The sequence below is a fragment of the Streptomyces sp. R11 genome, from assembly GCF_041051905.1.
Taxonomy (GTDB): Bacteria; Actinomycetota; Actinomycetes; order Streptomycetales; family Streptomycetaceae; genus Streptomyces.
This window is the reverse complement of record NZ_CP163432.1, coordinates 9418231-9432477: the sequence shown is the minus strand read 5'-3', so window position 1 is coordinate 9432477 and position 14247 is coordinate 9418231. Positions and strand designations below refer to the sequence as shown.

Annotated in this window: 8 protein-coding genes; 4 read left to right on the top strand and 4 right to left on the bottom strand. The window is 62.6% G+C overall.

Features of this window, described 5'->3' with window-relative positions; translation table 11 throughout:
- Positions 1–540 precede the first annotated feature (540 nt).
- On the bottom strand, positions 541–1386 hold the full coding sequence (locus tag AB5J55_RS43550; RefSeq protein ID WP_369275894.1) for a hypothetical protein: 846 nt from the start codon (positions 1384–1386) through the stop codon (positions 541–543).
- A 2-nt stretch (positions 1387–1388) separates the two neighbouring features.
- Positions 1389–2231 carry a DUF692 family multinuclear iron-containing protein gene (locus AB5J55_RS43545; RefSeq protein ID WP_369275893.1) on the bottom strand — a complete coding sequence of 281 codons (843 nt, stop codon included), beginning with the start codon at positions 2229–2231 and terminating at the stop codon, positions 1389–1391.
- 1135 nt (positions 2232–3366) lie between these two features.
- Here AB5J55_RS43545 and AB5J55_RS43540 point away from each other — a divergent pair.
- On the top strand, positions 3367–3954 hold the full coding sequence (locus AB5J55_RS43540; RefSeq protein ID WP_369275892.1) for a hypothetical protein: 588 nt from the start codon (positions 3367–3369) through the stop codon (positions 3952–3954).
- Positions 3955–4205: 251 nt separating this feature from the next.
- Here the strand turns inward: AB5J55_RS43540 and AB5J55_RS43535 are convergent, their stop codons facing one another.
- A complete protein-coding gene (locus tag AB5J55_RS43535) occupies positions 4206–4769 on the bottom strand; it encodes an RNA polymerase sigma factor (RefSeq protein ID WP_369275891.1) in 564 nt (187 codons plus the stop codon).
- 517 nt (positions 4770–5286) lie between these two features.
- Here AB5J55_RS43535 and AB5J55_RS43530 point away from each other — a divergent pair.
- The 3 genes from AB5J55_RS43530 to AB5J55_RS43520 all read left to right on the top strand — a co-directional run bounded on the left by AB5J55_RS43530 (position 5287) and on the right by AB5J55_RS43520 (position 10279).
- Positions 5287–6282, top strand: a complete 996-nt coding sequence (locus tag AB5J55_RS43530; protein ID WP_369275890.1) for an ABC transporter substrate-binding protein — start codon at positions 5287–5289, stop codon at positions 6280–6282.
- Between the two features lie 778 nt (positions 6283–7060).
- Positions 7061–9247, top strand: coding sequence for a nitrate- and nitrite sensing domain-containing protein (locus AB5J55_RS43525; RefSeq protein WP_369275889.1), 2187 nt, complete (start codon positions 7061–7063; stop codon positions 9245–9247).
- A gap of 486 nt (positions 9248–9733) precedes the next feature.
- Positions 9734–10279, top strand: a complete 546-nt coding sequence (locus AB5J55_RS43520) for a hypothetical protein (protein ID WP_369275888.1) — start codon at positions 9734–9736, stop codon at positions 10277–10279.
- A gap of 588 nt (positions 10280–10867) precedes the next feature.
- Here the strand turns inward: AB5J55_RS43520 and AB5J55_RS43515 are convergent.
- Positions 10868–13657 (bottom strand): AAA family ATPase, encoded by a 2790-nt coding sequence (locus tag AB5J55_RS43515; protein ID WP_369275887.1) that lies wholly within the window; start codon positions 13655–13657, stop codon positions 10868–10870.
- Between the last annotated feature and the right edge of the window lie 590 nt (positions 13658–14247).

Here is a 14247-nt window from a genome sequence, read left to right as displayed (position 1 = left end):
ACAGATGAGGTCATGCACGAGCGGAAGTCGGCCGCTCATCCCGCATGCCCTGTCAGTAGGGAAGCCTGCGCCCGGAGGGAGAGCGCAGGTCAAGCTGACGACTGTCACGGGTATCCGGGCGAGGCGGACGGACACGAATCTGGCGCACAGTGGCCCCCTTGTTTGATCGCCTTCAGTGCCGCCGCCCCAGGCCGGGACGGGCCATGCCCCCAATCTCTGCCTCTTGGCAGCGGATGTCCCTAGGGACGGCCCCTAGGTTTCCTGGCATGAACAGAACAGTGCTGCACGCCGGGCAGTGCCGCCGGCGCCGGGGCGGCAGGAGCGCAACTCATTCCGGTGGTGATGCTTGACCGCACCAAGTCGGATAGCCGCCTGGACTCATCGCCCAAACCCGCCACATGAGACACGGACCTGCGAGGACAAGCAAGCTGATGATGGAGACAGGGTGTTCCGTTAGCCCGGCTCGAGGATTTCGGTCACCAAGATCATCCGAGTATGACACTTCCCAGACCGTGTCACGCTTGAGCTGACGCCATGGACTTACTCCAGAACACGACTGGGAATCAATACCCCCCTGGCGACCAGAGCACGCAAAGTCTCCAGTATGCGTTCATCAGAGGCATGGGTGCTTACAGAGCGAACAATTTCTCGGCCAGTGCACGTGCCGTCACTGCGCTCGATCATGGACCGCGTTACTGCACCAATCCTTGAAATTACAGGACGCACATCGGGCCAAACTTTTTGCAGGAGAATAGACGTGGCGCGAGGCTCTATCGATTGAACACCTATGTCCGCCCATCCGCCTTGGCAAGCCTCAACAACGTCCCACCGATATGTATCGGTGCGCACGGTCAGCGACGCAGTGAGCAACGATTTCTCAAATCCCAATGGCCGTTTACGATCGACAGATTCCCTTTCTTGGTTCTCCCTCCACTCCCGTGCGGCGACCGCCGCACGGGGGTTCGCCCCCAGCCGGAAGCACGCCAATTCATGATCGGCCACATCAACGATCGCGGCCGGAATACCATTAGGAGGATGCAGCGTTAGCCATTCAACAAATGCAGTGGCCTCCGTCATGAGACCTGCGGCATCACTTTTTTGGACAGTCGGAACAACCTCGGAAAGATATTTCTTTGAGTTGAAATTCACCCCTTCAGCTGCCAGAAGGCGCGTGACAGTGGGAAAAACATACGTCACGAGCCGCCATCGCTTGTCGCGTATGAGTTCAGCCGTAATATCTACATTCACGGCCGATGCTGAGAGCAGCGTCTCAAGCTCTGCTTCAGTCAACGCAAAATGCGCTTGTACGCGGTGGGGATCACTGTAGAGAGCACGGCGCTGTTCCTCACAGCTGAGTACGTATGCAAATGCCTCGATGAATCCCATGATCAAGCCCCTGCTGCTTGAGCTCGTTCCATGATATGGCGCGCACGCCCTACGTCGCGAAGGATTTCAGAAAAGTCATCGGGGAAATCTTGATCACGTTCTAGCAGCACGCCCTTGAGTTCAGTTTCGGACGCGACGCGCTCAAGGAGGTTCCAGACCTCTTCATGAACCGGCCGAGAATGCGTGTCATAGAAAACAGCGGGCTGCCGAACACCTCCCGCCACGTGAACCTGAACTACCCTTTCGAGCGGTATGGTCTCGAGAAAACCCAACGGATCGAAGTCATGGTTCACCGAGTTGATGAATAGGTTGGTGAGATCTAGCAGCAACCCACAGTCGCAGCTCTCGAGGAATTCTGAAATAAACTGCGCTTCCGTTAGATCGGAATCGAACTCCACGTGGTACGCAATGTTCTCCCAGATGAAGGGGATGCCGAGACGCTCCTGTATGCGCTGCGCTTTTGACCCGAGTTCGCGGGCCAGTGCGCGTGAACGGGGGAGCGGAGTCAGCGTGGCCAGGTCGACGCTCTCAGTGCGCGTAAAGCACAGGTGATCACTACACCAAGGCGCATCGATTATTTCGATCAATTCAGCCAATGCCTCGACATATCCCCAATCCGGCTCACCCGGAGTACCGAGGGAGAGATTGACCCCATGAGGCACCAGGCGAAATTCGCGGCGCAGTGCGAGCAGATGCTCACGCTCGTCAACAGCCGCATTCATATACTGCTCAGAGATAATTTCGAGCCAGTCAATTTGTCGTGTATTGGCCAGTACGTCACTATGTAGCTCCGCTCGGTATCCGAGCCCGGCACCGAGTGTTGGTGTAGTTGCAACGTGCGACATGGGTTCACCGTCTTGGCAGGAGAGGGAGTGTCATGGCCCGCTATCGTCAACAGATTTGCCACGAACCGGAATTCGCAGTAAATGCGGGACTAACGATCTCCTTTCGAACCGTCGAAGAGTAGTAGGGGTGTCGCTTTCGCGTGCACCCCTACTACACGGCCACTATTCATACTCAGAATGACCGCATACCCAAGTGACTAGTCAGTCGGAGCTACCGGCGCACACGGCCTGGGCCAAGGACAAATCACCGGCGACTTGCGGTCGTGGCCGTAAGCGAGCGGCTCCGAGAAGAGCAGATCATCCTCTTCGACTGCAGGCGCGATCTGAAGAGCAGCCTCCATGAGTTCCTCCCTTTCGTTTCCAAGCTAGAAGGGAGCCGCCCATCACGAGTCCCGAGGGGAAGGTAGCGAGGCATTGCCCCTCTCTAACATGGGGGAAATCCCGAGTTCTTGGAACGATCTCTTGAGGGTGGCCGGTCTCATAGCGGACGGGTCGGACTTGACGTCAGAGCGTTGGTTGGAGGTCCAGCCTGCAAGGGTGCGGACAGCGGACTCCACCGAGATGTCTGTCTGTCCCGGCCGGAGTGTCCCGGGTCCAGATGCCGGCAGGAGGGAGCGTACATGATCACGGCCATCCCGGCGGGGCAGACCAGGGCGCCGATGACGTCGTCACGTGCCTCACAACGGGGCCGGACCGGGCGCTGTCCGGAAGTGCCCTCACCTCAGGCAGCGGTCTCCGAGGGCGTGTGCGGTGCTGGTCATCAGGTCCGCTCTGTGAGGCATACATTGCCATCCCGAGCGGCCGGGCAGGATGCCGCAAGGCATGCGAGCCTGCGGTGATGCTCGCTGGCTTGATCGGACTGGTGCAAAACTACAAGATCGTCCCGAAGTCACAAGTATCCCCCGCAGGCGAAGCAGGTTGACAGGAATTCAGTGTCGGCGTACCAGAATTGAGGCCCTGAGACGGAGTCATGTCGGGCTGGCAGCGCGGTTTATCCTCCTTCAGAGATGCCTTCGCCTGAGTGAGGGTGGAAGATCCTTCCGCATCAAGGCATGACTTCTCGCGAACCAGACTCATCGAAACGGCCGTATTACAGGTACGAAGCAGCTCGCCATGTCCTCGAAAGGACTCCCCCATGTCCGGCTCGGGCATCCGCCGCGCCATGATCGCCTCAGTCGCAGCGTCCGCCGCGGTACTTGTGGCCGGCCCAATGGCGTCGAACGCATCCGCCGCCATCTTCTACAGGACCATCAGCAACGGCAAAGGCCTGATGCTCTCGTCGTCATCTGCGGCGGACAACGCACCGGTGGTCTTCGTCCCTGAGTTCAAGGAGGATCGCAGGTTCAGCGGAGCATCTGCAGGCGACCCTGACACTCCTCAGAAGCTGCGCTGGGCTCAGGTGAGGATCAACAATGGCCTGTCCATCGTCCACAAGGCCACTGGCCGGTGCCTGGACGTCGAACGCGGTGCAGAGGGCGGGGGGGCTCGGGCAGTGAGGGCCAAGGCGGTGCTCAACCCATGCGACGGAACATTCAGCCAGCGGTGGAAGGACCTTGGAGCTGGCAAGGTCAACCCCCACGGCTTCCAGAATGAGTGGAACCACCTGCTTCTTACCAATACCGGCACTTCTGCTGTCCTTGAGCCGATCAACCCCAAGCGTGATTCTGCAGCGCAAGCCAAGGATGTTCAGTCCTTCACCCTCAATTTCGTCGAAGTGGCTTGAATACACTCTGCGAGGTGATGGGGCACGGTGACAAGCCCGCCGGCTCCGACCACCCCGGTCTGGGGCCAGCCGCTGCAGGCCGTGTGCTCGCTGAATCGCAGCACGTGTGGCGCTCCCGTCCTGATCACCCCAGTACATACTGCCGTTCCGCCATGACCGCGCGCGTGTAGTTGAGAAGCCGCGACTGTGGGATGCAGTCGCGGCATTTGACGGCGCGCTCTGCCCCGATGGCAACCTCGCGTCAGGGACGTCTACTCGGGATCGTCGTCCACCAGGTGTGAAAGGAGTACGCCGATCTTCCGCTGAGCTCGGGCGGCACGGCTCTTCACAGTCCCAAGCGGCAACCCGAGGGCACGACCGATTTCGCTCTGGGTCATGCCTTCGTAGTAGGCGAGCCGTAGAACCTCTCGCTCATCGGGGTGCAGGCTGTCCACTGCACGCCGCACCTCCCAGATCAGCCAGATCTCTTCCAAGGGCTGGGCGTCCACTGAGATGCGCCTGTCCGGGAGTGCCTCGATGGGGAGCTCGCTTGCCGCCCGCCGGTTGGCACGGTAGACGTCGACAGCGGCGCGGCGCGTGATCGCGTAGAGCCATGGTTGCAGAGCACGCGTGGGGTCGAAGTCAGCCGCGCCCCGCCAGGCATGGAGAAAGGCCAGTTGCACGGCCTCGGCTGCCATGTCGCGATCACCGAGTCGGCTCAAGGCCGCAGCGAACATGGGGCCGGAGTACTCCGCGTACATCTCCACCAGAGCGGTCTCGTCCCCCTGCTGGAATCGCTCAGGCAGCGACCTGATCGATTCGGCTGTGGTCAGCATTGCTCTGCAATGCTGGAGTGGCCATGAGCGGTCATCTCAGCACGCCCTTCGCACGAGGTTTCAGGAACGACAGCAATGTGCGTGGAGGCTCTTGCATCGCCCTGTCACCTCACTGTCGTGCCTCTCTCGAGCGCTCGAAACGATGATGAGCGCAGGTCAGAGCACCCGGGGAGTGACCTTCTGGTGAGTGGAGCGGCCAGCACCAGCACAGACGCCCGGGCCGCTGACTACCGGGAGTCCCTCACAGACCGCGTTCCGTAGAGATGTGATCTAGAGCGTGCAGGCCGGCCCGTCGACAGATCTCCTGGTCGACGCGGCGCGTAAACCGCCCCAGCAGGAGCGGAGGCGCCCAGCGTTCGTAGTCCGCAGTTCAGGCAAATGCCTGAACGGTGGGGGCCACGGCCCAGCAACCGGACAGCGGTCGGCCTGTAGCTTCTGCCACTGCGGCTCCCCGCTTTCTCCGTGCCTCCCATTCGTTTGCCGCACCACTCGCACGTGTTCCCTGCTTGGAGTCGGAATGTCTACCAATTTGCCTCGGCGTGACTTGCTCTCCGGTATTTCGGCCATGAGCGCGTCAGCACTCCTCGTGTCGTGCGATGGCTCGCCAGGGCATACGGCGAAAGAAGAGGTTGCACCTGTACCGCAGGGCAGCGGCCATGCCCCAGAAAAAGCGTCGATCACCGTAGGCGCGATACCAATCATTGACGTTGCCCCACTGCACCTGGCAATACGTGATGGCCTATTTAAGGCCGAGGGCCTTCAGGTTCGCATCGAGGACATACCAGGCGGCGCGGCTGGAATTACTCGCCTGAACAAGGATCTGGATATTACTTTCGGGAATTACGTGTCGTTTATCCAGGCTCACACCGAAGGCTTGGCACTTCGTCTATGCTCCGACGGATTCCAAGCAGTAAGGGACAGCTTTGGACTCATGGTGGCTCCTGGTTCTGATATGCGCTCGGCCGCAGATCTGAAGGGTCGCTCGGTGGGAGTAAATGCCCGCAGCAATGTTCTCCATCTCCTCATGCTCTCCCTGCTCTCGACATACCAGGTCCGCGAGAGTGAAGTGACCTTCGTCGAAGTCCCCTTCCCCGACATGGGCCGAGCGCTGGCGCAGAGCAAGGTGGATGCCGCGGTCATGGCTGAACCGTTCATTACCGGCACGCAGAAAGACTTCGGGGCGCAGCAGCTGGACGACGTCACCGGGGGGCCCACGGCAGATCTGCCGATTGCCGGCTACGCCTGCACCTCCGATTGGGCAAAAAGGTATCCGAATAGCGCAGCTGCGTTCACCCGGGCGATGCAGCAAGCGCAGCACGAATGCGCCGACCGCCGGAACGTCACCGCAATACTGCCGAAGTACACCAAAATCGACAGGAGTACGGCAGCGATTGTGCGTGTAGGGAAATTCCCTGAGACGGTAAATCCGACTCGAATTCAGCGTGTTGCGGATCTCATGGAGCGTTTCGGGTGGCTGAAGAAACGATTCGACGTGACGGCCATGTTGGGTTGACCGTACCGTTCACGAACCCGGCCGGCTCCGAGCCCATGATCGGAGGCCGACTTTGCCGGCTCTCGCGGAACTACTGGCCCATTCGGCGAGGGCGGCGCCGCCTCCCAGCCGACACCGGCCTGACAGCAGTGGGTTCCACGCTCCGGGCCAGATCGCTGGCAATTACATGGCTGCCCCTGCGGGGAGACGCAGATGCTTGAACGACCTGAGTTGTGCCATGCGTACGTCGCTCGCGGCATCAGTGTCAACGTCGGCAACGAGCGGGACAACGCTGGAGCACCACGTGAAGGCGCCCATGCGATGAGGCCTGTCGGCAGGGCCCCGTGCGTGCCATTGCCCCTTGGCAGCCGCGGCGGGAGCAAGCGGCCTCACCGAGGATGACGCACCCTCGAGCGCGTTCAGCCGGCTTGGCACAGGCATCCAACTGCTGCCGTCCGAGCCGCCTTCCCCCGTCGTACTTGCCAGATCAGAACGCGGGGCCAGAGGAACGAGGGGAGATCACTGGTCACAGCCCACCATCGCAAATCCGTCGGTCCATGTGGCGCAGTAGAACGCCACCTAGCCCTCTTCTGATTGATACATGACATCTATGCACAAGCACCTCGCGGCGCTCTCGCGCACTTCTGTGGAGCAAGTCCCTGCTGGCCGGGGCACGGTGCTCCATGCTCCAAAGCGTGACCGGGGTGCGGCTGCCGCGCCCTCGCGGGGCAAGCGAGCCTCATGGCGCCACTGGCGGGTCCACAGCCGAATCCGATCTGTCGCTGCGGTCCCACTGGTCATGATCTGTGTTCTGGGCGGGCTGCGGGTCAAGGCTTCGGCTGAATCGGTGGCCGACTACCGCAGCGACCAACGGCTGATCAGGATGGCCGCCGACGTGGCAAGCCTGGCTCATGCACTCGAAGGTGAGCGCGATCTCACTGCCATACGCCTTGTCAGACGCAAGCAGGAACACACCGAAGGGCTCACGCGGCTGCGCCGTGACGTCGACGGGGCCCTCGGCAGGATCACGGTCCTGGCGGACGCATCGCCCGCTGGCTTCGTGCAGCTGCCGGCCCTGGCTGGTAATACGGTCGGCAACTCCTTGCAGATCCTGCGCAGTTCTGTCGACGAGACCGGCAACCCATTCCCCGTCTCCGCCGCGCTACGAGCCTACGGAGACATCATCTCTTCTGTCATAGGCGGCCTGGACGATCTGGACGAAGCCGTCCATGACCCCACTCTCGCCCAGAGGATGCGGAGCTCGGCGGCTCTGTCTTTCGCCGAGGACGCCGTCTCCCTCCAGCGTGCGCTGGTGGCCGTCGCCCTTGAGCGCGGCACACTGGATCCCAAAGAACAGTCAGAGCTGGAGAAAGCAACAAGCGACCGTCGCAGCGCGCTCGACTACTTCTTCGTCCTCGCAGACCCCGCGACAAGACGGGCGTTCGAGGAAACCGTCACCGGCCGGGACGTAGACGAAAGCGAGCGAATCCGCGTCCTTCTCACCAACCGGCTTGTCGGACTGACGCGCTCCGCTGACAAGGAGCCGGTCGCAGATCCAGCCGCTTGGTATGCGGCGGCCTCGCGTACCGGCGACCTCATCCGGCAGGTCAGGAACGGCATCGAGAAGAACCTGAGCACAACGGCGGAGGACCGGCTCCGCGACGTCCTCTCCACCGTATTCCTCGACTCCGCCCTCCTCGTCCTCCTCCTGCTCATCACGGCGGCAGTCACCACTGCGGTAGCAAGGTCGATTACCCGGCCGCTGCAAAGCTTGCGCTCGACGGCGCTGAACGTGGCGGCCATCCGTCTGCCCACCGTGGTCAAGATCCTGGAGCAATCCGAAGGGCCGCCACGGGCCGTCTGCCTCCGCCCTGTTTCATTGCCGGGCACTGACGAGATCGCCGAGGTAGGCCGGGCGTTCCACGCCGTCCACACGGAAGCTGTGCGCCTGGCAGCTGAGCAGGCGCAGCTGCGCGCCAACACAAACGCGATGCTGGTCAACTTGGCCCGTCGCAATCAAGACCTGATCCAGCGGCAGCTCCAGCTCATTGAGGGGCTGGAGAGCACCGAACAGGATCCCGACCAGCTGGAGAATCTCTTCCGCCTGGATCACCTTGCCACCCGCATGCGCCGACACGGGGAAAACCTCCTGGTCCTCGCCGGCACCGACGGATCCAGCGATCAACACCGTCCTCCCGCTCCCCTGCTCGATGTCGTACGGGCAGCTCTCAGTGAGGTCGAAGGGTATGAGCGGGTCACGGTGGGCGCCTTGCCAGACCTGTATCTGGCAAGCGCAGCGCTGGACAACACCGTCCACCTCCTGGCCGAACTCATCGAGAATGCATTGCGTCTTTCCGACAGCCACAGTCGGGTGACGATCGGCTGCTGCGTCGTCGAGCACGGCGTCGCCGTGGTCGAAGTGCTGGACAACGGGCCGGGCATTCCGCCGCACTTGCTCGAGGACATCAACACGCGGCTGGCAGCCCCTAGTCCGCCTGACGTGCAGGCGTCCCGCCAGATGGGACTGTTCGTTGTGGCGCACCTAGCGGCTCGGCACCAGATGAAGGTCCGCCTGCGGCCCGGTTCCCCCCGGGGGACCGTGGCGGAGCTGCGCATTCCTCAAGAACTGCTCCTGCACTTCACAGAACCGCCTGGCCAACGGACGGCACCGGCCCCCGAACAGCACCTCCTTACGGGCAGCGAAACCAACGCGTTTCAACCCAGCCCTCCTTCGGCAGCAGCGGACACTGAGGATGCAGGAGCAGTCTGCGCGGCGCAGGGCTCACCACCGCCCCTGCCTGTGCGCACTCCTGGGTCCCTTCTTCGGCCCGGCGCACTGCCAGGTGGCGGCGTTCCAGAAACCCGACGCCGTGCGGCATCATTGCGCTCTCGGCTCACCAGCTACCAGCAGGGTCTGCGCCGAGGCCGGGAGCGCTCGCGGCGGGCAACCACAGCGCGGGAGGGGTCTTCCAGCGCCGAGGAGTAACAATGAAGTCCAGCAGCGTGTGTGGGACACGAGACCGCATCGGACTCAGGAACATGCGATGCCGCCTCCTCCGGGAACCGTCTGCAAGGACCAGGTACACGCTCGGCGTCCTGCCTGGACATGCTTGTGTGCCCGGATCTTCGATACGACGCGGTTTGGAATCAATCGATCATCTGCCGTTTCCGCGATCCGGGCTGTGAAAGAGACGATCATGCGTCGGGGTGGACCAATGGACCCTGCTTCGGCTTTCCGCGGTTAGCGCCTGCGCCTGCGCCTCGAGACGGTCTGCGTGGCCGCCGGCACGCGCTCGACGGGGTTCGCCTCACGCTGCCGGCAGAGCTCAGTGACCCATAGGAACGTCGTCTAAGAACCGATTTGCGCGATAGTCCCGTACCGGTAGATGTCCTTACGTTGGCGCGGTGACCTCGCCGCTACTGACGTCAGTATCCGCCTGGCACGGGCGGTGTTATCTGTTCGGAGATGCTTGTGAAGAAGTTCCCCGCCCTGGTCGTCATTGGTTCGGTGGTGTTGGGGCTCGCAGCGTGCAGCTCGGACGGCGAAGATTCGCCAGCTCCGAAGGCGTCTCAGGCTGCCTCCGCTGCTGCGGTGGAACCGCTGCCGTCCCCGACGGTCAAGCCGGAGCCCATCAAGCTCGCGGTTACCAAGGCCACGGTGAAGGGGGTCAGTGCCGACATCGTCACGATCAATGGATGGACTGCCTACCGGTTCGAGGCCGACGAACACAAGCCGACGAAGGTCAACTGCCTCTATGACTGCCTGGTCACGTGGCCCCCGGCGCTCACTGACGGTTCTGAGGTCAAGGTCTCGGGCATAGACAAGAATCTCGTCAGCACAGTAAAGCGCGCAGACGGGTATGAGCAGGTGACCCTGGGCGGGTGGCCGCTGTACAAGTTCAAGGAAGACAAGGCGAAGACCGACACCAAGGGCGAGGGGGTCGGCGGCAACTGGTCCGTGGTCAAGCCTGACGGCAAGCCTGTGATCCGTAAGGGCACATCCGGCCCCCTGGGATGATGAACCGCCTAACAGCCTGACCCGGCATGGCACTCAGGCATGCCGGGTAACGGGCATACCGGGCGCCGAGGGAGCACTCGCGGCTGAACGGCGAATGATTCGCGTCGGAACGCCGGTCTCGCAACGACGCGCGACGGAGCAGATAACACGATTCGCGCCCAACGCGTTCCCCATGACCGGAGGGGAAAGAGGCTGTGTATGTGGGCGACGGCCTGGACGTTGAGGATGCCGGCGCCGGCTGTCGCAAGTACCAGAGACCCTGCAATTCTTCATTCGCCCGATGACATGCTCCCTACGGGCGCGGCCTTGCGTACTGGCGTGGCCCCTTTCCTCTCCTCTCCTCCTCAGGCGGCTGCCGGGCGATGCAGTGAGGGGAAAACGGGCCGACGCCGGCGGGCTGCCCGTCGCGGAGCGCGGTCGCCCTGGCAGCGCCGAGTCGGGCCGGGGGAAGCCGTGGTGTACGCGGCCGCGGTGCGCCCGCCGACGGTCGGGCGGCAGCCAAACGAGCCGGTGTCTGACCCGATAACCTGTACGTTTACCGGAGACCGAGCACCCCGACGGCGTTCGGATCTGGCATTTCCCGTCGCTTCAGGGGGTGAGCAAGCGCATAAGCTGACGGCGTGACGTGAGCTGCAGCTTGGCGAAGACGTTGGACAAATGGTATTCGATAGTCTTTGAACTGACATACAGTTCACGAGCGACTTCTTGGTTCGTCCAGCCCTTGCCCACCAGGCGTGCTACGTGGCGCTCGCGTTGGGTCAGAGATGCGAGAATATCCTGTGCGCCGTCGTCAGACCACGATCCGCAATGGGCGAGGTCGGCTTCGCAGCGCTCAACAAACCGGCGAGCGCGAACTGTTGCGTAGCGATCCCGTGCGCTGCTGAGATAGTTGACTGCATCGTCTTGTGACTTGGTGTCCATCAGGAGTCTGCCAAGTGCGTGCTCCAGGAAGGCCCGGTGCATGAGTGCGTCCTCTTGGACGGATGGGCTCAACCCTTCCTCGAAGGAGGCGCGTGCGGCATCGAAGTCTCCGCGCTTGTGCGCGTACCAGCCTGACAGGCCGGATGAGATCAGGTGGAGGTAGGGGGTCTGGCTGGTCAGTTCGCGGATCCGGTGCAGTGCATGTTCCGCTTCATCCAGCCGACCACTGCCGATGAGCGCTTCGGCATGCAGGGGGCGCCACCAGGATTCCAGGGCGGAGCGCCATCCGTGCTCGGGTAGGTCTAGTACGGGCTGGAGCGCTCTTAGCATCCCTGGATAATCAGTCTCTGCCTGGGCCAGCGTGGCTGTGGACAGTGCCGGCCAGACGACGTACTCTGCCGGCCCACACGCCTCCCACCAGCGCTCGGACTGCCTGATGTGTTCTCGTGCCCGTTTCCATTCGCCGCGGCCGGATGCCACGAGCGAAGCAGCCATGTGAGTCTGGCAATAGGCCCAGGACCGCTCTTCATGGAGGGCGATGGTCACCCCGTTCGCCGCATTGATGAGGGCATCATCCCAGAGTCCCATCAGGTACTGGGCGGTTGCCAAGTAGGCATGCCCCTTCTCGTCCAGCATCGAGACTGCGTGCTCGCGAGCGAGTCGCAATGCCACAGAAAGATCCCGGCTGCCGCCCCGAAGTTCACCTGCGAGGGTTCGCCATACACCTCGCCACATAAGTGCTGGAGCGTGGGAAGGTGCGGCATCCCCGGGGTCCTGTGGGAGGTTCATGATGTGGGTGATCTGGGCTGCGGCCTCGTGCGGGCCTTGAGTGAACAGATAGCCGAAACCGAGGGCCAGTCTCGCTTCAAGGTCGGCGAGTGGATCGATCCGATCGCTGGTCAGGACTCGCTGCGCAACCTTGAAAATATCTTCCCCGTGACCCTGCCAGAGATGGACGATACCCAGTCCGCTTGCGGCGAGTAGCGCTACGCGCTCCAAGGACGCCGTGCCGTCGCTTTCGTGGAAGGCGGATGTCATCAGCTGCTTCGATTCGGCGAACTGGCCTCGGTTCATGGCATATCTGCCCAGAACGCAGTCACGCAGTGGGGAGGGGGAACATGCTTCGACAGTCGGCCTCAACGGTTTGGCTCGTCCTGGAGCAAACCCCCATAGGAGGCATGCCGCAGACATGGCCACCCGGCGTTCTCGATCCGCTTCACTGGCTGACAGACCTGATGCCCACAGCAAGTAGGTCGAAGCGCTTTGCACGTTTCCCGTCGCTGACGCCCTCTCTGCCTGCTCCTCCAGTTCGGCGGCGAGGCGCTCGTCCACCCCGTCTGCTGCGGCGACCAAGTGTCGCCATTTGGCAGCACCCTGGGCCAGTTCGGCGGCTTTGAGGTGCAGGTTCCGTCGACGCTTCGGTGCGATCCTCTCGTAGATGGCATCCCTCTGCATCTGATGGTATGTCTGGACGGGGGTATCCATCTCGGATGGCCACCACTGCGCCAGCCCCAAGGAGAGCAAGGGCTCAAGCACTTCAACGGGATCCTTGACGCCTGCTACTGCGCCGGCCATCACCAACGGGGAACGTTGATCAAGGACTGCCATCGCCTCAGCCAGGCGCTGACTCGGCTCAGGCAGGCGTCCCAGCTGTTGTTGGACCACATCCGAGAGAACGTGTGGCACGGGCAGCGTATCCGCCGGTCCTGGAAGATGCTGAGTGGTCGCCGAGACGTCGGCCAGCACGGTCCGGACGTATAGGGGGTGACCGCCGGTGCGCTGGTGAATCCGGTCGACGGTGACGGGGTTGAAGGGGTCGCCACCTGACTCGCCTGCAAGCTGGGCGACTTCATCCCGATCGAGGCCGCGAAGCAGGAATCGCGTGTGCTCGGGCCCCGATGCAAGCCGCTGCCATAGCTCTGGATCATGTCCGTGGCCTGGTGTGCCAGAACGGGCTGAGAGAATGACCAAGACCCGGTCCGCCCACAAACGGCGCAAGGCGAATCCCAACGCCTGAATCGACTCGGAGTCAGCCCACTGGAGATCATCGATCACTATGGCCAGGGGGCTGTCGTTCTGGAGGTGTCCGAGGACGCCGAGCAGCTGGGCCCCCACTTGAAATGGTGCCGCCGTCTCCGGCAAGGGCTCGCTGAACAAGGGAAAGGTCTTCGCCTCGGCCGGCGTGATGCGCGCTACCAGCTGTGAGATCACGCCGTAGGCTGCGTCGGCTTCCGTTGCATCGCAGGCCGCGCGAAGGAGCTGAAAATCGTCCAGCTCGACGATGTGGCGCCGAAGCAAGGCGCTCTTGCCGATTCCGGGCTCGCCCAGGATGAGCACGAGCTGAGGCTTGCTAGCGCGGGCCGCATCGGCACACTGGCGTAGCCGGGCAAGTTCTGCCTTACGGCCGACGAAACCTTCGAGCCTGGGCACCGCCGCGTCCAGTGCAACGCCTTCCATATCCGCCAGTAAAGCACGGGAAACCTCGCGAGAGGACTATTCAGGCTTTAGATCATTTTGTACATTCGTCCAACACGGTGGGTACCGGGCTGCGCATGCAGCGTAATCATCGCTCGTCCGCAACCAGATCGCCTCGCAGGGGCGCCCTGCTTGCCCGATGGCTATTGCATGTCACACGTCGTCGGCCCCGCGGGGAACTTCATCGCGACGGATGCTCTGTCCGTTTCTCGGACGGCTCTCGCACAGCCCGGCGCCTTCCTGTATCGGTAGAATGTTGAAAGTGGCCGTCCACAGCCAGCGGTGCAGTTGGCTGTACCGCGGTGCCGGACCCGCTCCCTCCGGGTAAATCCCGCCAGGCACTCCAGTCCGAGACCCTGCATTGCTCTCGTTGAGCATGGTCCGGAGGCCTGGACGGACCGTGCCCCCTGCACTCAGAGCATCAGGTGGTACCGGCTCTCGCCCGGGCTGGGGCGTGGTGTCCTCCTCGGCCAAGGCTTGAATCGGTCGGGTGCGGCAGGGTGCAAACCAACGAGGCTCCTATGCCGACGGCGAGTTGAGACGTTCAACGTCTCAACTCGCCGTCGGCATAG

Coding starts and splice junctions, on each gene's coding strand:
- AB5J55_RS43535 (WP_369275891.1), bottom strand. CDS start 4,769: ATGCTGACCACAGCCGAATCGATCAGGTCGCTGCCTGAGCGATTCCAG.
- AB5J55_RS43530 (WP_369275890.1), top strand. CDS start 5,287: ATGTCTACCAATTTGCCTCGGCGTGACTTGCTCTCCGGTATTTCGGCC.
- AB5J55_RS43545 (WP_369275893.1), bottom strand. CDS start 2,231: ATGTCGCACGTTGCAACTACACCAACACTCGGTGCCGGGCTCGGATAC.
- AB5J55_RS43525 (WP_369275889.1), top strand. CDS start 7,061: ATGATCTGTGTTCTGGGCGGGCTGCGGGTCAAGGCTTCGGCTGAATCG.
- AB5J55_RS43540 (WP_369275892.1), top strand. CDS start 3,367: ATGTCCGGCTCGGGCATCCGCCGCGCCATGATCGCCTCAGTCGCAGCG.
- AB5J55_RS43515 (WP_369275887.1), bottom strand. CDS start 13,657: ATGGAAGGCGTTGCACTGGACGCGGCGGTGCCCAGGCTCGAAGGTTTC.
- AB5J55_RS43550 (WP_369275894.1), bottom strand. CDS start 1,386: ATGGGATTCATCGAGGCATTTGCATACGTACTCAGCTGTGAGGAACAG.